Annotated in this window: 28 protein-coding genes; 20 read left to right on the top strand and 8 right to left on the bottom strand. The window is 43.6% G+C overall.

Annotation, left to right across the window (positions count from 1 at the left end; all coding sequences use genetic code 11):
* Positions 1–28: 28 nt before the first annotated feature.
* Positions 29–466, bottom strand: a complete 438-nt coding sequence (locus AC07M6_RS22240) for an NUDIX domain-containing protein (protein WP_494893297.1) — start codon at positions 464–466, stop codon at positions 29–31.
* Positions 466–1,440, bottom strand: a complete 975-nt coding sequence (locus AC07M6_RS22245) for a cation diffusion facilitator family transporter (RefSeq protein WP_494893299.1) — start codon at positions 1,438–1,440, stop codon at positions 466–468. The genes AC07M6_RS22240 and AC07M6_RS22245 overlap by 1 nt, the downstream gene beginning before the upstream one ends.
* Positions 1,441–1,921: 481 nt before the next feature.
* Between AC07M6_RS22245 and AC07M6_RS22250 the strand changes: the two genes are divergently transcribed.
* Positions 1,922–3,115, top strand: a complete 1,194-nt coding sequence (locus tag AC07M6_RS22250; protein ID WP_494893301.1) for a pyridoxal phosphate-dependent aminotransferase — start codon at positions 1,922–1,924, stop codon at positions 3,113–3,115.
* 100 nt (positions 3,116–3,215) lie between these two features.
* Here the strand turns inward: AC07M6_RS22250 and AC07M6_RS22255 are convergent, their stop codons facing one another.
* The 5 genes from AC07M6_RS22255 to AC07M6_RS22275 form a co-directional block, all read right to left on the bottom strand.
* Positions 3,216–3,623, bottom strand: a complete 408-nt coding sequence (locus AC07M6_RS22255) for a hypothetical protein (protein WP_494893303.1) — start codon at positions 3,621–3,623, stop codon at positions 3,216–3,218.
* Between the two features lie 54 nt (positions 3,624–3,677).
* On the bottom strand, positions 3,678–4,544 hold the full coding sequence (locus AC07M6_RS22260) for a TlpA family protein disulfide reductase (protein ID WP_494893304.1): 867 nt from the start codon (positions 4,542–4,544) through the stop codon (positions 3,678–3,680).
* A gap of 76 nt (positions 4,545–4,620) precedes the next feature.
* The gene (locus tag AC07M6_RS22265) at positions 4,621–4,929 is read right to left on the bottom strand and encodes a DUF1573 domain-containing protein (RefSeq protein WP_494893305.1); all 309 of its coding nucleotides are present in this window, start codon (positions 4,927–4,929) and stop codon (positions 4,621–4,623) included.
* A 77-nt stretch (positions 4,930–5,006) separates the two neighbouring features.
* Positions 5,007–5,657, bottom strand: coding sequence for a bacteriocin fulvocin C-related protein (locus AC07M6_RS22270; protein ID WP_494893306.1), 651 nt, complete (start codon positions 5,655–5,657; stop codon positions 5,007–5,009).
* Positions 5,658–5,914: 257 nt separating this feature from the next.
* The gene (locus tag AC07M6_RS22275; protein WP_494893307.1) at positions 5,915–6,775 is read right to left on the bottom strand and encodes a sigma-70 family RNA polymerase sigma factor; all 861 of its coding nucleotides are present in this window, start codon (positions 6,773–6,775) and stop codon (positions 5,915–5,917) included.
* A 220-nt stretch (positions 6,776–6,995) separates the two neighbouring features.
* On the opposite strand from AC07M6_RS22275, the gene AC07M6_RS22280 reads away from it, so the two are divergent.
* The 3 genes from AC07M6_RS22280 to AC07M6_RS22290 are packed head-to-tail and all read left to right on the top strand — an operon-like array spanning position 6,996 to position 8,613.
* Entirely contained in the window at positions 6,996–7,646 is a 651-nt protein-coding gene (locus AC07M6_RS22280) for a DUF2975 domain-containing protein (protein WP_494893309.1), read from the top strand.
* Positions 7,647–7,648: 2 nt separating this feature from the next.
* Positions 7,649–7,858 carry a helix-turn-helix domain-containing protein gene (locus tag AC07M6_RS22285; protein WP_494893310.1) on the top strand — a complete coding sequence of 70 codons (210 nt, stop codon included), beginning with the start codon at positions 7,649–7,651 and terminating at the stop codon, positions 7,856–7,858.
* 29 nt (positions 7,859–7,887) lie between these two features.
* The gene (locus tag AC07M6_RS22290; protein WP_494893311.1) at positions 7,888–8,613 is read left to right on the top strand and encodes a CPBP family glutamic-type intramembrane protease; all 726 of its coding nucleotides are present in this window, start codon (positions 7,888–7,890) and stop codon (positions 8,611–8,613) included.
* 4 nt (positions 8,614–8,617) lie between these two features.
* Here the strand turns inward: AC07M6_RS22290 and AC07M6_RS22295 are convergent, their stop codons facing one another.
* Entirely contained in the window at positions 8,618–9,457 is an 840-nt protein-coding gene (locus AC07M6_RS22295; RefSeq protein WP_494893313.1) for an MBL fold metallo-hydrolase, read from the bottom strand.
* A 182-nt stretch (positions 9,458–9,639) separates the two neighbouring features.
* Between AC07M6_RS22295 and AC07M6_RS22300 the strand changes: the two genes are divergently transcribed.
* The 16 genes from AC07M6_RS22300 to nuoH all read left to right on the top strand — a co-directional run bounded on the left by AC07M6_RS22300 (position 9,640) and on the right by nuoH (position 25,124).
* Complete coding sequence (locus AC07M6_RS22300; RefSeq protein ID WP_494893775.1) at positions 9,640–10,347, top strand: CoA transferase subunit A; 708 nt, start codon at positions 9,640–9,642, stop codon at positions 10,345–10,347.
* Between the two features lie 130 nt (positions 10,348–10,477).
* Entirely contained in the window at positions 10,478–11,209 is a 732-nt protein-coding gene (ubiE, locus tag AC07M6_RS22305; RefSeq protein WP_494893315.1) for a bifunctional demethylmenaquinone methyltransferase/2-methoxy-6-polyprenyl-1,4-benzoquinol methylase UbiE, read from the top strand.
* Complete coding sequence (porT, locus tag AC07M6_RS22310) at positions 11,206–11,988, top strand: type IX secretion/gliding motility protein PorT/SprT (RefSeq protein ID WP_494893317.1); 783 nt, start codon at positions 11,206–11,208, stop codon at positions 11,986–11,988. The genes ubiE and porT overlap by 4 nt, the downstream gene beginning before the upstream one ends.
* A gap of 255 nt (positions 11,989–12,243) precedes the next feature.
* The gene (locus tag AC07M6_RS22315) at positions 12,244–13,002 is read left to right on the top strand and encodes an SDR family NAD(P)-dependent oxidoreductase (protein ID WP_494893319.1); all 759 of its coding nucleotides are present in this window, start codon (positions 12,244–12,246) and stop codon (positions 13,000–13,002) included.
* Positions 13,003–13,110: 108 nt separating this feature from the next.
* Positions 13,111–13,560: a GatB/YqeY domain-containing protein gene (locus tag AC07M6_RS22320; RefSeq protein WP_494893321.1), complete on the top strand. Its 450-nt coding sequence runs from the start codon at positions 13,111–13,113 to the stop codon at positions 13,558–13,560.
* 110 nt (positions 13,561–13,670) lie between these two features.
* Positions 13,671–14,432, top strand: coding sequence for an alpha/beta fold hydrolase (locus AC07M6_RS22325; protein ID WP_494893323.1), 762 nt, complete (start codon positions 13,671–13,673; stop codon positions 14,430–14,432).
* Positions 14,433–14,438: 6 nt separating this feature from the next.
* Complete coding sequence (locus tag AC07M6_RS22330; RefSeq protein WP_494893325.1) at positions 14,439–15,101, top strand: CBS domain-containing protein; 663 nt, start codon at positions 14,439–14,441, stop codon at positions 15,099–15,101.
* Between the two features lie 13 nt (positions 15,102–15,114).
* Positions 15,115–15,993: an NAD kinase gene (locus tag AC07M6_RS22335; RefSeq protein ID WP_494893327.1), complete on the top strand. Its 879-nt coding sequence runs from the start codon at positions 15,115–15,117 to the stop codon at positions 15,991–15,993.
* A 231-nt stretch (positions 15,994–16,224) separates the two neighbouring features.
* Complete coding sequence (gene porG, locus AC07M6_RS22340) at positions 16,225–17,052, top strand: type IX secretion system protein PorG (protein ID WP_494893329.1); 828 nt, start codon at positions 16,225–16,227, stop codon at positions 17,050–17,052.
* A 224-nt stretch (positions 17,053–17,276) separates the two neighbouring features.
* Positions 17,277–17,804 carry an ExbD/TolR family protein gene (locus tag AC07M6_RS22345; protein ID WP_494893331.1) on the top strand — a complete coding sequence of 176 codons (528 nt, stop codon included), beginning with the start codon at positions 17,277–17,279 and terminating at the stop codon, positions 17,802–17,804.
* A 547-nt stretch (positions 17,805–18,351) separates the two neighbouring features.
* Positions 18,352–19,092: an undecaprenyl pyrophosphate synthase gene (gene uppS / locus AC07M6_RS22350; RefSeq protein WP_494893333.1), complete on the top strand. Its 741-nt coding sequence runs from the start codon at positions 18,352–18,354 to the stop codon at positions 19,090–19,092.
* A 62-nt stretch (positions 19,093–19,154) separates the two neighbouring features.
* Positions 19,155–21,704, top strand: coding sequence for an outer membrane protein assembly factor BamA (gene bamA / locus AC07M6_RS22355; protein WP_494893335.1), 2,550 nt, complete (start codon positions 19,155–19,157; stop codon positions 21,702–21,704).
* A 16-nt stretch (positions 21,705–21,720) separates the two neighbouring features.
* Positions 21,721–22,251 (top strand): OmpH/Skp family outer membrane protein, encoded by a 531-nt coding sequence (locus tag AC07M6_RS22360; RefSeq protein WP_494893337.1) that lies wholly within the window; start codon positions 21,721–21,723, stop codon positions 22,249–22,251.
* Positions 22,252–22,305: 54 nt separating this feature from the next.
* Entirely contained in the window at positions 22,306–22,845 is a 540-nt protein-coding gene (locus tag AC07M6_RS22365) for an OmpH/Skp family outer membrane protein (RefSeq protein WP_494893339.1), read from the top strand.
* A 65-nt stretch (positions 22,846–22,910) separates the two neighbouring features.
* On the top strand, positions 22,911–23,741 hold the full coding sequence (murI, locus tag AC07M6_RS22370; RefSeq protein ID WP_494893341.1) for a glutamate racemase: 831 nt from the start codon (positions 22,911–22,913) through the stop codon (positions 23,739–23,741).
* Positions 23,742–24,053: 312 nt separating this feature from the next.
* A complete protein-coding gene (nuoH, locus tag AC07M6_RS22375; protein WP_494893343.1) occupies positions 24,054–25,124 on the top strand; it encodes an NADH-quinone oxidoreductase subunit NuoH in 1,071 nt (356 codons plus the stop codon).
* The last annotated feature ends 6 nt before the right edge of the window (positions 25,125–25,130 follow it).

A 25,130-nucleotide genomic window follows, 5' to 3' on the forward strand; every position in this document is an offset into this window, starting at 1 on the left:
CACTCGGCTGGAGCCGAGCGATTGCGCGTTATTTTTCTTTCAACATCTTCACCACATGTTTATCCGTAGGGAAGGTCACATCATCCTCCGTTAATTCACTTAGCTTTACCCAACGGAAAGCCTGCATAATATCACTCAGTTCGTCAAAATCGTAAGGGATAACTTTAAACGACAGATCAAGCGGACTTACATTTTTTACTATATAATAAACGCTGATGATCTGCGAATCGTTAAAGGCCGATTTTACAAAAAAATCCGTAGTATAAAAATGACTGACGATCTCTACTTCGGCCCGGCATTCTTCTATAAATTCCCGTTTCAGGCCTTCCAGTAAACCCTCGCCGTATTCCAGTCCACCGCCGGGGAATTTGATAAAGCGATGGCCGTATTCCTCCTCGTCACTTAGCAAAACCTCGTCGCGGTCGTTTATCAATAAGCCGTATACACGTACGTTAAAGTTATACATTACTCAAAGTGTTTTTTGTTGCGTGTCAGGTTCACCATGGTCCAGGGGATATCTATCCGCTTAGCCTCGGCCCGGATAGGGCAGTTGGGCATGCTGCAATAGTGGCAGCAATAAGGCAGGCATGGATCGGTATGGATAAAAAATTCGGTTTTAATATGCGCCTCGTTATTAATCAGCAGGTCTACCTGCCGCACTTCCTCGTGCACGCGGTTCAGGTCGAAGTAGTTAGGCAGCGTCAGGTGGCAATCAATATGCAGCTCCGACCCATATTTTTGGGCACGCAGGTTGTGTACGTCTATCCATTCGGGTTTGCGCTTATCATTGAGTATGCTGATCACGTTGTTCACCAAATCAAAATCAGCCTCGTCCATCAAACCACCTACCGACCGGCGCACCAGTTTGTATCCGCTAAATGTAATATATAAACCAACACCAATAGATAATACACTATCCAGCCATAATAATTTGGTAAAATAAATAAGAGCCAAACCCAATACTAAACCACCGCTGGTTACCATATCGGTTATCAGGTGTTTGCCGTCGGCTTCTAAGGTAATGGAGCGCAGGCTTTTACCCTTACTGATCATATAATAACCCAGGCCGCCATTAACGGCACCGGTTGCACCAATAATAATGGCGCCGGTTAGCAACTGATGGATCTGGTTAGGATAAAATATACTGTAGGTTGATTTGATGAGGATAGCAATACCTGCAATGCCGATGAGTGTGCCTTCAATAAAAACCGAAAAAAACTCCACCTTGCCATGCCCGTAAGGGTGGTTAATATCCTTTGGCTGCGAGGTAAGATAGATGCTGTAAAAGGCAAAGGCGCTGGCAATTACGTTCACAATACTTTCGGCGGCATCAGTCAGCACAAAGTTTGATGAGGTGATAAAATAGGCCGCAAACTTAGCTGCCATAAGCACTATGCTTACAATTAGCGCTACAAGGATGATGTTTTTCTTATCGTTCAAAAGCTGATGGATATGTGCGGCAAATTTAGTTTTATTCCTTAAGGATAACCGTTAAAAATGGAATTGTTTGCGATGGGCCGTTCAAAATAAACCCGATTGTAACGGAAAGCCCGGAATGCAGCACAGCGTAATGAGGACTTGCAGTGAAAAGCGGGAACAAACGTTAATAGTACCACCGGCATTGCTTTACTGGTGAAGTGATTAGAGATTAGTTAATCGTAGGTTAGTTTTGTTAGTGTAACACAAATCTCTAATCTCCAATTAACTAATCTCTAACAAGGGCGTTGCCTGCGGCCCGGGCTATCCGTTACAAGTCCTCGCCTTGCCATGGCGCAACCCCACGCACGCTGTGGGCTTTCCACTGCTATCCCTAACGCGGGGAAGCCATGAAGGTGGATTTTATACCCTAACCTTTTACCTTTCTCCTTTTACCTTTCACCTTGTTTACTATCTTTGCCGCAATTAGAATAAAATTCAAGATATGAGCGTATTAAGTGACCGGATTAACAACCTATCAGAATCGGCTACCATAAAAATGGCCAAAATGGGCCGCGAGTTAGCTGCTAAAGGTGTAGATGTAATTAGTTTAAGCTTCGGGGAACCCGATTTCCATACCCCCGAGCATGTGAAGGACGCGGCCAAGAAGGCCATGGACGATAATTTTACCTATTATACCCCTGTAGCGGGTTATCCAGATCTGCGCAAAGCAATATCAAAAAAACTGAAGGATGAAAATAACCTGGATTATGATCCAAGCCAGATCGTAGTTTCTACCGGTGCCAAACAGGCTATTGCCAACGCGGTATTGTGTTTGGTAAACCCCGGCGATGAGGTGATTATCCCTACGCCTTACTGGGTATCCTACTCGGAAGTGGTTAAGCTGGCCGAAGGTAAAAGCGTTTTTATTGATACCACGGTTGAGCAAAACTTTAAGATAACACCAGAACAACTGGAAGCGGCCATTACGCCAAAATCAAAACTGTTCATGTTCTCGTCGCCATGTAACCCAACGGGCAGCGTATACAGCAAAGCCGAATTGGAAGGCCTGGCCAAAGTATTTGAAAAACACCCGGAAATATACATCCTGAGCGACGAGATCTACGAGCATATTAACTTCATTGGCGGGCACGAATCTATTGCCCAGTTTGACAGTATTAAAGACCGTGTGGTCATTATTAACGGCTTTAGTAAGGCTTACGCTATGACAGGCTGGAGGATAGGTTATACGGCCTCTAACAAAGCCATTGCTGTAGCTTGCGATAAAATGCAGGGGCAAATTACATCGGGCACCTGCTCCATCACTCAACGCGCCGGTACGGCCGCTTACGAGGGTGGCTTAGCCTCGGTACTGCAAATGCGCGAGCAGTTTGAAAAGCGCCGCGATATTGTTTACAAACTGTTAAGCGATATTGACGGTTTAACCGTAAACCTGCCCGAAGGCGCGTTTTACTTTTTCCCGAATGTAACCTCGTTTTTTGGTAAAAGCTATAATGGCAAAACCATTAACGATTCGGACGATCTGAGCATCTTCCTGCTGGAAGAAGGCCACGTAGCTACCGTAGGCGGCGATTCATTCGGCGATCCGAAATCTATCCGTATATCATACGCGGCTGCCGAGGACAAACTAATTGAGGCGGTTAGAAGGATAAAAGAAGCATTAGGGAAATTGAGTTAAATACAAGTCCGGAAGTCGGAAAGACGGATAGTCCGGAAGATATAAATGAAAAAGGCGATACGTTTTAAACGTATCGCCTCTTTTTTATGAATGTTGATTTTTAGTCGATAACCTGATCCAGGTCCTGATATACAAAACCAGTATGCCCGGCTGATGAAAGCGTAAGTTTCAGGCCTTTCAGTTCGGCGCCCGAATAGCCTATGCCTTTGGTACGTTTAATGCCTTTCATTTTATCCCAGTTGTTTACCAATACCGCAACTGATGCTCTAAAGCTTTGCCTTTCAATATTAATATTCAAGTATTCGCGGTTTTTTTTAACAAAATACTTTTCCAGCTTGTAAGTAAAACTATCCGGGTTTGACGCCAGTTCTTTTGCTAATTCATTAGTAAATTTAGCGGTATCCGGCTTGTAGCTGTTCAGTTGGTTGTTAGCTTTCCCGGTACCTGAATTGGTGCAACTGATAATAAGAAAGGAGAATATAATGGCTGTGCAGAATACAATTTTCATAATCGGATATTTTTATTGTGATTTTACTTTCGGCAGCAGGTTGTATATTATCTATTATAAATATAGTTTAAGTGCCGATTCCAGGTTTTGTGTATCGCCTTTAAATACGATATTTCCATTAGTATCTATTACAATAATGGTTGGATATACGGCAACTTCTAATTCTTTTACAAGGCTCCGGTCTGGGCAAACAGCCATAGGGAAATCATATCCTATATCTGTTAGTAGTTTAAACCGATCTACATCCTTATCATATTTGAAAGGTTGATTAACGCTATAAAACTGAACATTTAAGTTGTTTTTGTATTTGGTATACACTTTTTGAAACACAGGAAATTCCACCATGCAAGATCCGCAGCCAACAAACCAAAAATCCATAACTACCAGTTTGCCCTTCTCTATTTTTATATTTTTATTGTTTTTATCTTTAAGGTAAATGCTTCCGGGGCCTTTTAGCGATACACTTCCGGTAAAATTTCCATATTGCAATTTTTTCATCCAAAGGTCATACCCGAACGCTAATGTGAATAGTAGGATCAATACTGCTACAGATAAGTTGATTTTATGGATCAATCTTCTGCGTTCATACCAAAAGTAGCCGGCACCAATGCCTGATATGCGCATCAATAATTCTGGAATGGTAAATAAAGTTCCGCTTATGCTAACTAATCTCATCGGAACCTCAAATAACATCAGGCCAAGAACCATGAGGCCAATGATTTGAATTTGACTTAAATCGGATTTATACTTAGATAAAAAGTATAGTGTGGTTAACGCATAAATCAAAAAATCAGCAGCGGCGCATACTTCCAGTGCCTGTATGCCGGGTAATGTAAGATAGCCGCGAATTGGGCCAACTAAAAACTCCAGGAATATTGAAGCGACCAATAAGATGATAATTGAAATCTGTATTTTTTTCATTGTTTAGATAGCGTATAAAAAGAAGGCATTGGCTATTGATTTATTTAAAACCTAAGCGCGTATTACCTTATACGTGCTACAGTTTAAAAAAGATTTTAAAAACGGTTAAAGGAGTTGTAGCGTTTGTACGCACCATCACATATTTTACCATTTCTCCTTTTGCATCAAAATTTGGTTTAACAGCAACGTTGATGAAACCTGATTTGCCGGGTGCTATAGTTGTTTTTTGCCAGTTAATGGTAACGCAATCGCATGAGGTAACCACACTGTCAATCTTCAGGTCGCCATCGCCCGTGCTTTTAATAAAGAATGTGTGTTTTAAAAGGGTATCTGTTGGTTTTAGTTGTCCTGCATTATAAAGCGAATCAATAGCCTTACTTTCCACAGTTTTTGATGAATTATTACAGTTTATTAAAATACAATATATTAATAATAAAATGCAAGTCCATACGTGTTTTCCAGTTAATCTCCGTTTGGTGTTAAACATATATTGTCGCAAGCATACCCATAAACAAAACCGCATCCATGTTCGGTAGGGTTTTTACAATCGCCTGAAAGCTTATCTGTCGGGCAAAAACTAACATTACGTATACAAGTGTAAACCGCGCCGCTGTTGCAATTACAGTTAGGCAGGCCACTTTCTACTGCATTAATTGCAACCTGGGCTTTTTTATCAGTACTGATAAAAACCTGATAGGCTAAAGCCCGGATTTGGTCTCCAGTAAATACTTTTTCGGCTTTTGCAAGCCATTTATCACGCATTTCATTCATTGCCGGAGTAGCTTTTTCTGTAGTGAAAAGCTGCGGAGATAAAAAAGCGATTAATTCAGCGGTCACTATTTTTTGCTGTGGGGTAAAATCTGCCGATACAGTTTTAATATTATCCAGCCACAATAAATATTTTTCTATTGGTTTTAATAAACCGAAGGCAACTCTTTTTAAATCCTGACTGGGCAGGTTTTTAACACTCTCAACATTTAAGGTGTTTTCTGCTGTTACAACCAGTTCGGTATTATTGGCAGTAGGAACAATCTGTGTGGTTTCTGCATTTTTTTTACAGGCACTCAAACCGAATGACAGCGATATAGCTAATATGAGTATATGTTTTTTCATATAATTTGGACCCTGAGTTAGTTTATCAATAGTTAATTAGAGAATAAATATATCCAAAAGAGCTATATATATCGGGAAAAAAACTTGAATATATATATACTTAGGTTATAAATATCAGCAAAGTTAAAAATAATATTACAACTTTAAGCTATAATTAAATCATATTTTTAGTTCGGTCTGGTACTTACATATAGTTTGGGTGCAATAGGTAATTGCTTATGCATAAAAAAGGCCCCGTTTTACGGAGCCTTTTGGTGTTAACCTAAATATGATTTCAGGATCTTACTCCTGCTGGTATGTCGTAATCGTTGCAGTGCTTTGTCTTTAATTTGCCTTACCCTTTCGCGGGTTAAATTAAATTTTTCTCCTATTTCTTCTAATGATAGGGGATGATTAGTACCCAATCCGAAGAATAATACAATGATCTCGCGCTCGCGCTCGGTTAAGGTAGATAGTGAACGCTTGATCTCTTCCGATAATGATTCGTTGATCAGGATAGAATCGGTATTGGGCTCCTTGTTTTCCAATACATCTAACAAAGTATTTTCTTCGCCCTGTACAAACGGCGCGTCCATAGATACATGGCGGCCCGAGTTGCTTAGGGTATCTGATATTTTATCAACTGTGGTTTCCAGCATATCAGCCAATTCTTCCGGCGAAGGCTCACGCTCGTACTCCTGCTCTAATTTGCTGAATGCTTTACTGATCTTACTTAACGAACCTACCTGGTTTAACGGTAAACGCACAATACGCGATTGCTCGGCAATAGCCTGCAAAATCGACTGGCGGATCCACCATACAGCGTAGGATATAAATTTGAAACCTTTGGTTTCGTCAAAACGTTTTGCCGCTTTAATTAAACCTAAGTTGCCTTCGTTAATTAAATCGCCAAGGGTAAGCCCCTGGTTTTGATATTGTTTTGCTACTGATACAACAAAGCGTAAGTTAGTTTTTGTTAAACGTTCCAGCGCGGCCTGGTCGCCTTCGCGGATCTTTTGTGCAAGAATTACTTCTTCTTCGGCAGTAATCAGGTCAACCTTACCAATCTCGTGTAGATATTTGTCCAGCGACTGCGACTCACGGTTGGTGATGGATTGGGTTATCTTGAGTTGTCTCATCTATTAAATATACCTCGATTCTTTTGATTTAAGAATAGAACGTGCAAAGGTAAGCAATTGTTACGAAAAATAGTAACTCGTTTTGACTAATACAAGTGATTTTACAATGTATTTATATTCATCTAAAATATACGCATTAATTATTTATTGTAAAACAATAAATTTATTTTGAATTGTAATAAATATAATGGTAATTTGCTGATGTAAAATTAACATAACAATGAAAAAAGTTAAAGCGCTGCAATACCTGGTGTACATTGTGTTTGGCCTGCTTATTTTGCAGGATGTTGCCGGCGATTTCTATCGTGGTTTTAAGGAAGGATATGAAGATGGCAATTATGCCGCCCGCAACGGGAATGCGCAGCGTGGCCCATTGGTATCGGTGGTTTTAAACGGCGATTTGTTAACCCATCAGCCGGATAGCGGGTTAAGGATCAGTCCCGACTATACGCTTCAAAATACAACTATCCATACCCATATCCGGCTAAGCAAAGCAGTTGATACCAAGCCGTTTTGGGTGACGGGCATTGATATTATTCTTGTTTTCGGGATAGCGACTATATTAGTACTAATAGCGATCACCATTAACCGCATTATCAAAAAAATTGGTGATGGTGATATGTTCGATGAGCAGTGCGTGCAACTGATCCGTAAAACAGCCTCACTTTTATTGGTATACGCTTTAACTGATTATGTTTATCAGCGTTTTACTTATTTTGAAAATAGCAGGTTGATACATGCGCCATTGCAGGTAGTTAATACTTCGGCGTTTAGTTTCGAGGCATTAATTAGCGCTATACTGGTGTTTATTATAGCCGAGGCATTTAAACAAGGCAACAGGTTAAAACAAGAACAAGACTTAACGATATAACCATGCCGATCATAATAAATTTAGATGTAATGATGGCCCGGCGCAAAATGTCGTTAAACGAATTAAGCGCAAGGGTAGGCATCACTTTATCCAACTTATCCATCCTTAAAACAGGCAAGGCTAAGGCTATCCGTTTTGAAACATTGGAAGCGATATGCAATGCTTTAGACTGCCAGCCGGGAGATATCCTGGAATATACCCCTAACCCCTAAAGGGGAATTAGCTATATTTAGCCGCATATATGCTAAAGGAAATATTTACGATCAGTAACTACCCATACCTGGACAGGAATGACGCGTTTATTAATAAGCTGGCCACTTTTTTTAAAACCTATGGCATATTATTACTAACCATTATTGCCGTAGCGCCCATCTTAATATTAGCAGATAAGTTTGTTACCGGGGTATTGCATCACAAAAGCCTGAATACCGAAAATCGCGAAATGTTTAAACAGCTTTATAAACGCGTAGGGTATTTTAACGCCTTTGCTTTTATATGTGTAATAGGGCCGGTGTTTGAAGAAATGATATTCCGGTTTGCCTTGTCTTTTAAAAAACGGCACGTAGTTACTGCTATATTAATAGCTGCATTTTATTTTGCAGGGGCATTCTTCCATCCTAAAATGATTATGCTGAAAGCCGGGATAGAGATAGCGGTTGCCCTGGTAATTGCTGCTTTGTGCACAATACTGATACCTGCAAGCCCCCTGGATATACCCGATGAGCGTAAAAGGCAAATCATCATCGCTTCCGTTTGTTTATTTGGACTAATGCATATTGCTAATTACCGGCCGCTGGACTGGCCTCTGATATGGATATATCCCATATTTGTTTTGCCCCAGGCATTATTAGGATGGGGCATAACCTATGTCCGCTTTAAAAATGGTTTTGTATGGGGCGTGGCCCTGCATTGTTTAATTAACACCGTATCAACCTTACTGGCTTTTCTAATGAAGGCGGGTATTTAAACCACTATAGCTCACTCAGCTTAAAAGCCTCTTTCAACCTGATTCCTTTTTCGGTTTGTTGCAAGGTGCAGCATTCGTTAACGGGGTCGTGTTCCAGGTATAAAATGTAATCGTTTGCTACAGCTTCGGCCCAGTATTTATGTCGCTCGGCCATCGTGGTCAGCGGGAACATATCGTAAGCCATTACATAGGGGATAGGCAGGTGCCCAACAGATGGCAGCAGATCGGCCATGTACAGGATTTGTTTACCCTTGTAACTGATCAGCGGCAGCATCATACTATCGGTATGGCCGGATACAAAGCGCACGTTAAAATTATCGGTAAACTGAACGCCATCCTGCACATCAATCAATTTCAGTTGACCGCTTTCCTGTATCGGCATAATATTCTCTTTCAAAAAAGATGCTTTCTCGCGCTCGTTAGGATAAACAGCCCAGTTCCAGTGTTTATCGTTACTCCAATATGTGGCGTTTTTAAAGGCCGGGGCAAAGGTTTCGCCGGTACGTTCAACCGCGCCGCCCACATGGTCAAAGTGCAGGTGGGTTAAAAATACATCGGTAATATCATCGCGGTGAAAGCCCAGCTTTTTCAGTGAATTATCAAGTGTAGCATCGCCATGCAGGTAGTAGTGGCTAAAAAACTTTTCGCTTTGCTTATTGCCTATGCCGGTATCAATTAATATCAGTCGGTTCCCATCCTCTACCAGCAGACATCGCATGGCCCAGGTGCAAAGATTATTATCATCGGCAGGGTTGGTTTTTTGCCAGATAGCCTTAGGCACCACGCCAAACATGGCGCCCCCATCTAATTTAAAAAAGCCGGTATCTACGGTGTGTAAGTTCATTTCAGGTCATTAAGTCATTGGGTCATTAAGTCATTATTGCATGACTAAATACCATGCATCGAAATTAGGAAAATATAAATTGCATGCCAATATACTTTGTAGTAGTTACCTTGCTAACTTTGTGGGGTTGTTAATAATTGCCACCCGGGCAATGACTTAATGACCCAATGACTCAATGACCAATTATGAATAAAGTAGTGAACGGCGCGGATGAAGCCATCCGGGATATACAAAATGGTGCAACCCTAATGCTGGGCGGCTTTGGTTTATGCGGCCTGCCCGAAAACTGTATTACCGCGCTGGTGAAGAAAAAGGTGACGGGCCTAACCTGCATATCTAACAATGCCGGGGTTGATGATTTTGGCATTGGCCTGATGCTGAAGCAACGCCAGGTAAAAAAGATGATTTCATCGTACGTGGGCGAAAACGCCGAGTTTGAGCGCCAGTTGTTGAGTGGCGAACTGGAGGTAGAACTCATTCCGCAAGGTACTTTAGCCACCCGCTGCATGGCGGCCGGGTATGGGATGCCTGCCATATTTACTCCCGCCGGTATTGGTACCGAGGTAGCCATTGGTAAGGAAGTGCGCAACTTTAACGGTAAAGATTACCTGATGGAGATGGCCTTCGATGCTGATTTTGCCATAGTAAAAGCCTGGAAAGGCGATGCGGCAGGCAACCTGGTGTACCGCTCAACCGCCCGCAACTTTAACCCCGTAATGGCGATGGCCGGCAAAGTAACCATTGCCGAGGTAGAAGAACTGGTACCCGTCGGCGAACTGGATCCGGATCATATCCATACCCCCGGCATCTATGTGCACCGGATATTTCAGGGCAGTAATTACGAGAAAAGAATAGAGCAGCGGACGGTGAGGAGCCCCCTAACCCTCTAAAGGGGGAACTGATGTGCAAATGCGAGAATATGCAGATGTGCAAATGCTTAAATCCGAAATTGAACATCCGAATTTCGAAATCCTTTCCCCCTTTAGGGGGTTAGGGGGTTTTCTGTTATCTTTGCAGTTGATGAGCAAAACCATTACGCCCTACCAGGATAACGATACCACCAAAAAAGAACAGGTGGCCGATATGTTTAACAACATAGCCAAAACTTACGATTTCCTGAACCATTTCATGTCGCTGGGGATTGATATTATCTGGCGTAAAAAGGCTATTAATGAGCTGAAAAAGGATAAGCCCGCCCGCATACTGGACGTGGCTACCGGTACAGGCGATTTTGCCTTCGAGGCCTTATCTATCCTGAAGCCCGAAAAAATTGTTGGGGTTGATATCTCGCAGGGCATGCTGGATATCGCGCAGCAAAAAATCATCAAACGTAACCTGAGCGATAAATTTGAAGTAAAACTGGGCGATTCGGAAAAACTGCCTTTTACCGATAACGAGTTTGACGCGCTTACCGTAGCTTATGGTGTACGCAACTTCGAGAATCTGGAAACTGGCCTGGCCGATATGCTGCGGGTAATAAAACCGGGCGGCAAAGCGGTGATACTGGAATTTAGCAAGCCTAAGGCCTTCCCCGTAAAGCAGTTGTATAACTTCTATTTTAACTACATCACACCCGGTATTGGCAAGCTTTTCTCTAAAGATGCCCGTGCCTACAGTTACCTGCCCGAATCGGTAGCGGCCTTCCCGGATGGGAAAAATTTTGTGGCTTTAATGGATAAAGTTGGTTTTAAAAATACCAAAAACAGGCCTTTAGCGTTTGGTATCTGTTCCATTTATACGGGTATTAAATGATTAAACTTCGGTTGCTGCTTATTGCTGTGTGTATGCTCGCGGGTAATTGCCTGTTTGCACAAGACCAGGTGGTACATGCCTGGGCAAGCGGCGCCGACGAACGCGACCTGAGTTTTGGCTTCACCTTTCAATACGTAAGTACCGATTTTAAGATCAATAAAGCGCCCGACTGGCGCTCTCCTTTTTACGATCCGGATACCGGTATAAAACTCACCGACTCATTAAACAGTATCAGTTCAAAAAGCTCAAAAGGCATTGGTATTGGTTTTATCGCCCGTTACCGTTTAACCGATCACCTGGAGGCGCGGCTTACGCCCATGCTGGTTTTTGCCGATCGTTTGCTTTATTACGAGTATCAAAGCCCCGCTGGCAACCCGCTGTTATCATCTAAAGCATTGCCTTCTTCTCCAAATATTTTAGAGCAACAGGTACAAACCACTATGGTAGAACTGCCCTTGTCCATGAAATTAAAGTCCGACCGTTTGGGCAATTTCCGGGCTTATTTGCTGGGCGGTGTAAAATACTCCATGCTGATTGGCGGCAAAAAAACGGATATCAACGCATCGCCGGTTGACAGGCTGGTTAAAAATGTGGGCAGCTTTGCATCCTACGAGGCTGGTATAGGTTTTGATATTTATTTCGAATACTTCAAGCTCTCGCCCGAGATTAAAATGTCCAACTCTTTCAAAAATGTGCTGGTGCCCGAAAATCACCCCTATGCACGACCTATTGATAAGCTGTTTTTGCATACCATTATGTTTAGTTTGTATTTTGAGTAGGGCAGTGGTCATTTAGAATTTAACCACAGAGACCACAGAGGGGGGAATCACAGAGAACACGGAGCTATTTTGGACTTGATTTTTTACATGCGTCCTCTGTGTCCTCTGTGAAAAAATCTCTGCGCCCTCTGTGGTTAAATCATTATAAAGGCATCAGGCATTAACATTTTAACACACCCGTGTTATTTTTTCCGTTCGGCTACCTCTTCTAAATATAAAAAGCATAATTTCGTTGCACTATTACTGAGTTTACCTATGGCTAAAATTGCATTAATAACCGGTGCCACCTCGGGCATTGGCGAAGCGTGCGCTAATGTATTTGCACGCGAACGTTACGACCTGGTACTAACCGGCCGCCGGATGGACCGTTTAGAAGAACTGGCCCGGCATTTAAAGGAAGAGTATAACGTAAATGTAATGCTGCTCAACTTTGATGTACGTAACCGCGACGAGGCCGTGCAAAACCTGGAAAGCCTGCCTGATGAATGGAAGAAAGTGAATGTGCTGGTCAATAATGCGGGCCTGAGCCTGGGGCTGGAGCCTTTCCAGCAGGGGAGTTATGATGATTGGGATACCATGCTGGATACTAATGTAAAAGGCCTGTTATATGTAAGTAAGGTGGTAGCTAACTGGATGATAGCGAATCAATTTGGTCATATCATCAACTTAGGTTCGATAGCGGGGAAAGAAGTTTATCCAAACGGTAATGTATATTGCGCCAGCAAACACGCGGTCGACGCGCTGAATAAGGCCATGCGTATCGATCTGCTGCCGCATGGTATCAAGGTAACCGCCGTACATCCCGGCGCGGTTGAAACAGAATTTTCGGAAGTGCGTTTTAAAGGGGATAAAGCCCGCGCCAAAAAAGTATACGAAGGTTTTGAACCCCTGGTTGCGGCCGATGTAGCCGAAACCATCTGGTTTGCAGCATCCAGACCGGCGCATGTAAATATTAACGAGTTAACAGTAATGCCCACCGCGCAATCGGGAGGGAGTAATATATTTAGGAAATAGTCGGGAAGTCCGGAAGACGGGAAGTCCGAAAGAAATATAATTAAGTAAGTAAAGCAATAAACTTCCGGACTTTCGGTCTTTCCGACTTCCGGACTAAACAAGAAAAACATGTCACTAATAACTACCATAGATCAGGACATCAAACAAGCCATGCTGGCTAAAAATGATGTAAAATTACGGGGCTTAAGGGCCATTAAATCGGCTTTGCTGCTGGCCCGTACCGAAAAAGGCGCTTCGGAGGACTTAACCGAAGAAGTGGAGATCAAAGTTTTGCAAAAATTGATCAAGCAGCGTAAAGAATCGGCCGATATCTACAAAACCCAAAACCGCGAGGATTTGTATAAGGTTGAAATGGAAGAAATGGAGGTAATAGAAGTATATCTGCCTAAGCAAATGGATAAAGCCGAGGTAGAGGTGTTTCTTAAAGACCTGATCAGCAGGGTAGGTGCAACATCTGTTAAGGATATGGGCAAGGTAATGGGCGCTGCCAATAAGGAGCTGGCAGGTAAAGCCGATGGTAAAACCATATCCGAAGTGGTGAAACAATTATTGGCATAAATTTGCTTTTATAGTTGCAACTAACACACAATAACCTATTTTTATAACCAAATAGTTTGTTATCCCCATTTGGAAAACAGGCTGACACTAAGCATTAATGATAATAATTTATGGATCTCGTACTTAAGGAAGAACACGGTTTCAGCTATGTTGATGAAGGCGAAGGCGAGGTGCTGTTATTATTACACGGCCTGATGGGCGCGTTAAGCAACTGGGAGCGGGTAGTTGAAGAGTTTAAATCAGAATACCGGGTAATTATCCCCATGCTGCCTATCTACGATTTGCCTTTACTCACAACCGGGGTACGTACGCTATCCAAATACGTGCATAAATTTGTGAAACGTAAGGGTTTAAAGAACATTACCCTGCTGGGTAACTCGTTGGGGGGCCATGTGGGTTTAATATATACCCTGGCGCACCAGGAATATGTGAAAGCGCTGGTACTTACCGGTAGTTCGGGTTTGTACGAGAACGCTTTCGGCGGATCGTTCCCGCGGCGCGAGAGTTACGATTTTGTAAAGGAAAAAGTAGAGTATACGTTTTACGATCCGGCAACGGCTACCAAAGAACTGGTTGATGAAGTTTTTACAACCATTAACGACAGGCATAAGGTAATCCGCATACTGGCTATGGCTAAATCGGCCATCCGCCACAATATGTCAAAGGACGTACATAAGATAAAGGTCCCCACAGCGTTAATATGGGGACGGGACGATAAGATCACTCCACCGGATGTGGCTGTAGAGTTTAGCCAGCTGATACCAAATTCGGAGTTACACTGGATTGATAAATGCGGGCATGCGGCCATGATGGAACGCCCCGACGAATTTAACGTGATATTAAAAGGCTTTTTAGATAAAATAAAAAACTAAAACCTGATGATTGCAATTGAACTGATTACTGACTCGATACCGCCGGTACACACTTCTGACCCGATACAGAAAGTGGTTGACCGTATGGCGGAATTTAGGGTGAGGCACCTGCCAATTGTAAACGAAGAGCAGTTTTTAGGCCTGATAGCCGACGAAGATTTTATTGGCGAAACCGATTACCAGCAACCCATAGGCGCGCTGGCGCTTTCGCTCATTAACCCATACGTGCTGGAGCATCAGCATATTTACGATGTGATGCGCCTGTTTTACGAGCAGCAACTCAGCATTATCCCCGTATTAAGCGCCAATAAAAACTACCTGGGCATGATATCGGTAAACACCATGATCCAGTATTTTGCCAAGCTCACCTCATCTGCCGAGCCGGGCGGCATCATCGTACTGGAAATTGGTAATAAGGATAATTCGCTGGCGCACATGGCGCAGATTGTAGAGTCGGATAATGCACAGGTGCTGAGTTCGTACCTGCGCACCTTCCCCGATTCAACCCGGATGGAAGTGACCCTGAAAGTGAACAAACTGGATATCTCAAATATAACAGCTACCTTTTTAAGGTATGGCTACGATATTAAGGCCACCTTTAACCACGCCGATCATGACGACGGATCAAAAGACCGTTACGATTCGCTGATGAACTACCTGAATATATAAGCAGCCCCCTATAATGAAGATAGCGATATATGGCAGGCAATTTAATGATACGGCGTTGCCGTACATTCAGCAGGTTTTTGATAACCTTGCCCAGCACCAGGCCGAAATTTACGTACATCACCTGCTGGAAGTGCACCTGTCGGGCCGTATTGTTACCACCCCATACCAAATATTAGAGCAGGGCACCAATTTAAAAGGCTTTATCGATGTGTTTTTAACCATCGGCGGCGATGGTACACTGCTGGATATGGTTACCCTCATCCGCGATAGCGGCATCCCGGTTATCGGCATTAACTTTGGCCGCCTGGGCTTTTTAGCCAGCGTAAACAAAAACGATATTGCCGCCGCCATTTACGCGGTAGTGAACAAACAGTTTACACTGGATAGCCGCGAATTGCTGAAAATAGAATCGGACGGGAACGTGTTTGGTAACGATAACTTCGCGCTAAATGATATTACCATCCACAAGCGCGATGATTCGGCCATGATCACTACCCACGCCTTCTTAAACGGCGAGATCCTCAACTCGTACTGGGGCGATGGCATCATTATATCTACACCAACCGGTTCAACGGCATATTCGTTAAGCTGCGGCGGGCCCATCATCTTCCCGCAATCAAACAGCATTGCCATTACACCTATCTCGCCGCATAACCTGAATGTGCGGCCGGTGATATTGCCCGATAGTAGTACGCTTACCTTCGAGGTAGAATGCCGCAGCGCCAATTACCTGGTCAGCTGCGATTCGCGTACGGCTGTAATTGAAAAAAGCATGAAATTTAAGGTTTATAAAGCCGGTTTCCAGCTAAATTTAGTGAGGCTGAATAATGAAAGCTATTTAACAACGTTAAGGAACAAGTTATTGTGGGGATTGGATGTCCGCAATTATTAAATAAGCGGAGTTCGATGCAAGAATGGCTATCGTAAATCTATACAATTTGTCATTTCGATAGAGCAAGCGTAGGCACCGGGCGGTGGAGCGAAAGAGAAATCTTATACATGAGGCAGTTTTGCCGTAGAAGATTTCTCCTCACCCAATCACACAGTCGGACCAGGTTCGTTCGAAATGACATGTGGGATTTTAATATCGAACTTAAGTTAAAGCAGCTATTCATTATAATACATGCGCATAACAGGTATAAACCATCATTTACAGGTATCAAAACAAAAGCTTTGTGCTTTCTGCTTTCTCCTTTTCGCTTTCCACGCTAAAGTGCTTGCGCAAACCTGGGAGGTAGGCGGGTCGGTAGGTGGCGCGGCTTACATGGGCGACCTGAATCAGAACCATCCCGCAAAGGTAAGCGGACCGGCTGCAGGGCTATTTGTACAGCGCAACTTTAATCCCTACTTGTCTTTAAAACTCAATTATAATTATGGCAAAATTTCGGGTGCGGATAGTACTTCCAGTCTGCAGCAATTTCGCGATCGTAACCTGAGTTTTACCACCCGGCTAAACGAACTATCCCTAATAGCCGAGTTTAACCTGATGAAATATACGCCCGGCGCCGAACGCGACAGGTTTACACCCTATATTTTTGCCGGGGTAGGGGCGGTGGCCTATAACCCCCAGGCCAATTACCTGGGTACCGATTACGACCTGCGCGGACTGCTAACCGAAGGCCAGGCCAAACCCTATCCTTATAACGCGCTGGTTGTACCCTATGGCGCGGGGATCAAGTACAATTTTTCGGATAAATGGAACATCATGATCAATGCCGGCTACCGTTATGTACGGTCGGATTACCTGGATGATGTAAGCGGCGCTTACGCTGATAAAACTATTATGACCAACCCGCTTGGCGCGGCCTTATCCGACCGGTCGGGCGAAAAGACCGGCGTTTACATAGGCACCCCCGGTAGCCAGCGCGGCGATTACCGCAGCCATGATACCTATCTTTTTGTGGGCTTTACCTTGTCCTTTACTTTTGTGACGGCTAATTGCTATTATTAGCAGTAATTGCTATTTAACCACAAAGTTCACTAAGGCATTCATCTACAAATAGCACTGAAATTTAACATTACTTATCTGCTGTTTTAAAATCTTTGTGTACTTCGTGCTTCCCTTTCTTTGCGTACTTTGTGGTTAAACAATAAATCTACTAAATATTTAGTTTGAAATACAATAAGCTCATTCCCTGCAGCGTTTAATAGTTTTAACCTTTAAACTTTACAATCATGGCCGAGCTTAATCAATCCCCAGCAAACAATGGTGGCGGTGCTAAAACTGCCAAAAAACTATCAACCCGTGTCGACCTGACCGCGATGGTGGACCTGGCTTTTCTCCTCGTTACCTTTTTTATGCTCACGACATCGCTATCAAAACCCGAGGCCGTATCGCTCATCATGCCCGAGGTAAGTATTGATCCGCCGGGACAGGCCGCATCGCGCACAGTAACCCTGTGCCTGGGCAAAAACAATCAACTGGTGTACTATAGGGGATTGATTGAGAAGCCGATAGGCGATCCGCAGGTAACAGGCTACCGTAAAGGCGGTTTGCGCGAGGCCTTGTTAACAACGGCCCAAAAAATCAAGGCGGAAACCGGTAAAAATATGATGGTGATCATTAAACCCGGCGCCCATTCCGTTTACGATAACGTGGTAAATACCATCGACGAACTGAATATCACCCGCAACCTTACCTATGCCGTCGCCGATATCACCCCAAAGGACGACGACCTGCTAAAGCAAAAGAGCATTTTTTAAGTTTTAATATATCATAAGCAAAGGCAGTCTTTCTGAAAGGGAGGGCTGCTTTTTTGTTTGAGTATTTATGCTTAAGATTAAATAGAATCACCATTATAGCTCTGTGTTCTCTGTGCTTCCCATCTCTGCGCACTCTGTGGTTCAATCATCACTAACATTATCCTCTATCTTCATTTGCACATCTGCATATCCGCACATCTACACATTCGCCTCTGTGGTTCAATCACCACTAACATTATCCTCCATCTTCATTTGCACATCTGCATATCCGCACACCTGCACGTCCAGGACCCGTAACGCTTTTATACTCAATATCAATGGTTAAATTATGTTAATTTTCTTTTTCGGGATATAATAAAAAAATTGAAACTAAGTTTTACCTTTGTCCCCTGAAATTTTAAGCCGAACTGGCTAAAATATCAGGCAAAACCCCGGATTAATGCAATGAGTTAAGCCGGAACAACGTTTATAACGCACATAATTAAAACAGAATTAGCCAGTCACAATTTTAAGATCCAGCAATCAAGAGGGGGTTTTTAACAGCAGCATGGGATATAAAGATCAGATAGATTTATCAAAATTGCCAAAGCACATTGCTATTATTATGGATGGTAATGGCCGCTGGGCTAAGGGTAAAGGGAAACTGCGGGTATTTGGTCATCATAACGGGGTAGTATCTGTAAGCGATGTGGTAGAAGGCGCGGGCGAAATTGGTATTGATTATCTTACGCTTTACACCTTCAGCGCCGAGAACTGGAACCGCCCTAAACTGGAAGTTGCCGCCATAATGGAACTGCTGGTAAGCACTATTAATAAAGAGATCAGGAAACTGATGGAAAATAACGTGCGCCTTAACGCCATTGGCGACCTGGAAATGCTGCCCAAAAAATGCTATAAAGAGCTAATGGCGGCTATCGAAAAAACATCAAAAAATACCGGTTTAACACTTACACTGGCTTTAAGCTACGGCTCGCGCCGCGAAATTATGCAGGCCGCCCAAAAGGTAGCCGCCAAAGTTTTAAAAGGCGAGCTTAAAGTGGAAGATATTAATGAGGAAGTGTTTGAAAATAACCTGTATACGGCTAATATGCCCGATCCTGAACTATTGATAAGGACCAGCGGCGAATACCGTATCAGCAACTACCTGCTTTGGCAAATAGCTTACGCCGAACTATATTTTACAACAAAACTATGGCCCGATTTCCGCAGGGACGATCTGTATGAAGCCATATTGGATTACCAGCAGCGCGAACGCCGGTTTGGCAAAACAAGCGAGCAGGTAAACTAAATTTTTACTTTTAACACTTTTTAACAACTGTATAAACTATTTTTAGCCACCAAAATATTCGGATGAATAAATATATTTTCGCTATTCTTTTTTCAGTGCTAAGTGCCGTGGCAATGGCCCAGGTCCCTCAACCAAGGGCTGGTCTGCCAAAAACAATTTCGGCCGATAGTTTAAGTTACCTTAACCCCCGGGATTACATTATAGGTGGAATTTCTGTTGCCGGTACCAAGTACCTGGATAAGGATATCCTGCTGCAAATATCAAAACTAACCAAAGGCGATAGGATCACCCTTCCGGGCGATGCATCGGCCAAAGTAATTAAAGACCTTTGGGAGCAAGGCCTTTTTGACGATGTAAAACTAAACATTACCAAAATTAACCTGGATACCGTTTACCTGGAGATAGCGATACAGGAACGCCCCCGTTTATCGCGCCTGCACTTAACCGGTATCCGCAAAGGCGAAATTGAAGATATCACCAAAAAGCTGAACGATAAAACAGGCAAAATTGTAAACGAGAATTTGCTGAATACCACAACCGCCATTATTAAAAGGCATTTTTACGAGAAAGGTTACCTGAATACTACCGTTACCATTAAACAAAGGGTTGATCCGGGCGATGCCAACAGCGTAATACTGGATGTGGCTGTTGATAAAAAGCAAAAGGTAATGATAGCCCACGTGTATTTTGAAGGCAACAAAGCCTTTAGCAGCAGCAAACTGAAAAAATACCTGAAAGATACCCGCGAGAAGAAGGTTTATCACATATTTGGCTCGAAGAAATTTAAGCAGGATAAATATGACGAGGATAAGCAAAATCTGGTTGAAAAAATGCAGGGCGAGGGTTACCGCGATGCCGAAGTTATAGCCGATTCGGTTTGGAAGAATGATGAGAGAACGGTTAACGTAAAACTGAAAGTTTACGAAGGCCCTAAATATTATTTCGGTAAAATAAACTGGTCGGGCAATGCGCGCTACTCGGCAGATATTTTGCAGAAAATACTGCGTATTAAAAAAGGCGATGTATTTAGCGAAGAGGAACTGAATAAAAGGCTAAGCGGCCCAACACAAAACAGCGACGATTTAAGTTCCTTATACCTGAATGATGGTTACCTGACCTATCAGGCCGATCCGGTGCAAACCAGGATCTATAATGATACCATTGATTTGGATATCCGCATTTACGAAGGCCCGCAATACACCATTAACCGTATTATATTAAAGGGTAATGATGTAACCAACGATAAAGTAGTACTGCGCGAGCTAACTACCAAACCGGGACAAAAATTTAGCAAGGAAGCCATTGTGCGCAGTACCCGCGAAATTTCGCAGCTGGGTAACTTTGATGAAACCAAGATAGACCCTAAGCCTACTAATATTCAGCAGGCTGATGGTACCGTTGATATTGTTTACAACGTGGTTGAAAAACCATCCGACCAGATTGAGCTTTCGGGCGGTTTTGGTGGCGGGCAGCTGGTGGGTACACTGGGCTTAACGTTTAATAACTTCTCGTTACGTAATATATTTAACCTTAAAGCCTACAAACCATTGCCAAAAGGCGATGGGCAAAAGCTAAGTCTGCGTGGCCAGGCTAACGGTAAAAACTACCAGAACTATTCGTTCACTTTCAGTGAGCCGTGGCTGGGCGGTAAAAAACCGATCTATTTTGCTTTGAGCGCTTATACGCAATTAAGCTCAACCGGTTCATACTATGCAAAATCAGACCCTAACTACAACTTCCTGCGAATTAACGGTGTGGGTGTAACTTTAGGTAAACGGTTAAGGTTCCCCGATAATTATTTCCAGTTAAACTACTCGTTAAACTTCGACCACTATAAACTGGATAACTTTACTGGTTACCTGTTTAGCAACGGTACATCGTACAATATTAAATTAACGCAGGAGTTAAGCCGTAACTCGCTTGACGCGCCTATTTTCCCTACACAGGGTTCAAATATTAAGTTTACCGTACAGGTAACGCCGCCGTATTCGGCCTTTAACAGCGTAAACTACAAAATAGCTACGCCCGAAGAACGTTACCACTTTGTTGAGTACCACAAATGGAAATTTGATGCGCAGTGGTTCCAGCGTATTTATGGCAAACTGATATTAATGACCCAAACCCGTTTTGGTTTCCTGGGCTCATATAGCTCGGTTGTAGGCCAGTCGCCGTTTGAGCGCTTTAAGCTGGGTGGCGATGGTATGCAGAGCTACCAGTTTTTACAGGGTAGCGAGATCATCGGGATGCGTGGTTATCAGAATTTCTCTATCGTCCCTAACGGATCGCGCTATACCGCGGATAACAATCCGGGCAGCCCTATATACAATAAGTATACCATGGAAATACGCCATCCTATTACAGCCAGCCAGTCGGCAACTATATTTGTACTGGCTTTTGCCGAGGGTGGTAATGTGTGGAGCAATTTTAAAGACTTTAATCCGTTTAATGTTAAACGATCGGTTGGTGTTGGCGCCCGCATATTTCTTCCTATATTTGGTTTACTTGGTTTGGATTATGGTTATGGCTTTGATAAGATCCCCGGGATACCTTCTGCAAACAAGGGACAGTTCCACTTTTCAATTGCCCAGAGCTTAACCGGCGGGTTTAATTAATTTTGAAAATAGATTTATGAAGAAGATATTTTTAACCGTTGCCTTTATATTTATCGCGTTTGCAGGCGCATTTGCACAGCGTTTTGCATTTGTAGATTCGGAATATATTTTAAAACATATACCCGATTACGCATCATCGCAAAAACAATTAAGCGTACTGTCTGAACAATGGCAAAAAGAAGTTGATGCTAAGTTTGGCGAGATTGACCGCTTATACAAAGCCTACCAGGCCGACCAGGTTTTAATGACCGCCGACATGAGAAAGCGCCGCGAAGCCGAAATTGTAGAAAAGGAAAAAGCAGCCAAGGATTTTCAGCGCCAAAAGTTTGGCCCCGATGGCGAACTGGCACAACGTAGTACCGCTTTAGTAAAACCTATACAGGATAGAGTGGCAAAAGCTGTACAGGCCGTTGCCGAGACCGAAAACCTGGACATGATATTTGACAAAAATAGTGAAACTATTATGCTATACGCTAACCCGCGTTATGATAAAAGCGCCGCTGTTGTTACCCGTTTAGGATTAAAACCGGGCGTATTTGCCAAATGAAAAATTTTATATAATATCGCATAAATTAAAAAACAAAGAACAAGAAAAGAACAAATGAAAAAATTATTAAAAAGTGCTTTAGTTGTAGCATGTGTATTGTTAATGGGCAGTTTTGCAAAAGCACAACAAAAAATCGGATATATCAATTTCCAGGCATTGGTGACTGCCGACCCTGCGTTTGCCGGTATAACCAAGCAGATACAGGATTATCAGGGCCAGTTTGTAGAAACAATAAAGGCGATGAACACCGAACTGCAAACCAAAAGTGCAGATTATGACGCTAAAAGAGCTACCATGACTGACGCTATGCGTACTAAAGCTGAAAGTGAATTACAGGACCTGAACAAACGTTTACAGGATCAAAACACTACAGCGCAAAATGCGGTTAATCAAAAATACAGCGAATTAACCAAGCCGTTAATTGATAAAATGAAAGCTGCAGTTAGCCAGGTTGCTAAGGAAAAAGGTTATACCTACGTTTTTGATTCATCACAAACCGACATGATCGTTGCCCCAGAAGGCGATAATCTGGAGGCCGCTGTTAAAGCTAAAGCAGGTATCAGCGCTGCACCAGCTACTGTAAAAAAACCGTAATTAGTTTACAAAAATTATTATGAAAGCGGCCCGTATTATCGGGCCGCTTTTTTTAGTTTTGTGCTGTGCCAAACAATCAACCTATAGGTGTTTTTGATTCCGGTTATGGAGGCTTAACCGTTTTCCGTTCAATTTTGAACGAGTTGCCCGGGTACGATTATATTTATTTTGGCGATAATGCCCGCGCGCCCTACGGCAACCGGTCATTCCAAACCATACACCAGTACACCTGGGAATGCGTGCAATGGTTGTTTAAGCAGGGCTGCCCGCTGGTGATACTGGCTTGTAACACCGCATCGGCCAAGGCGCTGCGTACCATCCAGCAGCGCGATCTGCAACAGCTTGATCCATCCAAACGGGTATTAGGGGTTATCCGCCCAACGGCCGAGGTGATTGGCAATTATACCAAAACCGGCGAAATTGGCGTGCTGGGTACCAAAGGCACGGTACAATCCGAATCGTACCTGAAGGAAATAGAACACTTTTTCCCTGATATTAAAGTATATCAGCAGGCCTGCCCGCTTTGGGTGCCGCTGATAGAGAACGGCGAATACGATAAACCCGGCGCCGATTATTTTGTGCAGTTATACCTTGACCAGGTTATGAAACAGTCGCCCGGTATTGATACGCTGCTGCTGGCCTGCACCCATTACCCTTTGCTGCAGGAGAAAATAAAAGCCCATCTCCCGGCACATGTTAATATTGTTGCCCAGGGCGATATTGTAGCCAAAAGCCTGGCCGATTATCTGCAACGCCACCCCGAAATTGAAGGCAAGCTAACAAAAACCGGCCAGTACCAGTTTTTTACCACCACCGATGATACCGCGGATTTTGACCATCATGCCTCGCTGTTTTTTGGGGAAGAGGTAAAGTCGGGGTATGTGTCTATGAAATAGAGGTTAAAATGAACGCAGTCGCTCGGCTCCAGCCGGGTGACACCTATTTCCCGGCCTCCGGCCGTCGTCATTATTTCAAAGCAACATCGCTACGGCCAGAGGCCGGATAATACCGGTCACTCGGCTGGAGCCGAGCGACTGCAGTGGTTAAACAATGCCCAAAATATCACGTTATACACTTGAATTTGCACATCTGCACATTCCCGCATCTGCACATCCGCCGATACTCTACTAATCTGGTCAACTATTCGCAATTCCTCGCTACGCACTCACTCATTTTTATTAAGTTTGCATCTAAATTAATACGCATACTTGATCAGCTACCTCATATATTTTGCTATAGCCATTGGGTTGTTTGTTTTTGCAGCCCTGTTTACCCTGTTTGGCGTATATGCCGAGCGCAAGGTATCCGCGTTGATACAGGACCGGCTGGGGCCAACCGAGGTAGGTAAATTTGGCTTGCTGCAAACCCTTGCCGACTTTTTAAAGATGCTGCAAAAAGAGCAGATCATCCCCTCAGCGGCCGATAAATGGCTGTTTATGGCGGCTCCGGCTATTATTTTTGTGGCCGTATACCTGGGTTTCGCTACATTGCCCTGGGGGCCGGGACTGGTGCCATCGCGCATTAACCTGGGCTTGTATTACCTGCTGGCCATTATCTCGGTAGAAACATTGGGGATCCTGATGGCCGGCTGGGGATCAAATAACAAGTACTCTATCCTGGGCGCTATGCGTTCGGCTGCACAAATCATATCGTACGAGATCCCGGCCGGCTTCGCGCTGATATCGGCTATTATGATAGCGCAAACTTTAGATCTGCAAACTATCGCTTATCAGCAAGGGATCTTATCGGCCGAGACAACCAAATTTTTAGGTTGGTTAAATGTATCAAACGTGGGAGGGATACTAAGCTGGAACATCTTCCGGGCGCCTCACCTCATCATCGCGTTTATTATTTACTTCATTGCGGGATTAGCCGAAAGTAATCGTGCCCCGTTTGATATCCCCGAAGCGGAATCTGAACTGGTGGCCGGTTTCCATACTGAGTTTACCGGTTTGCGTTTTGCCTTTGTGTTTTTGGCCGAATACAGTATGATGTTTTTGGTGTGTATGGTGGCCGTGGTGGTATTTTTAGGGGCCTGGAATACGCCGCTCCCCAATATCGGAGCGGTACGCTTAGCCGACTGGACAACCGGCGCGGGATGGGGCATAGTTTGGATAAGTATTAAAACTTTATTGTTAATTGCCGTGCAGATGTGGATCAGGTGGACGCTGCCCCGTTTTAGGGTTGACCAATTGATGAACCTGTGCTGGAAGGTATTAACTCCGCTGGCTTTTGCCTGCATGATTATATCGGGGATATGGCGGGTATGGTTAATGTGAGCCCCC

Source organism: Mucilaginibacter sp. GW821-FHT07H05, from assembly GCF_059418485.1.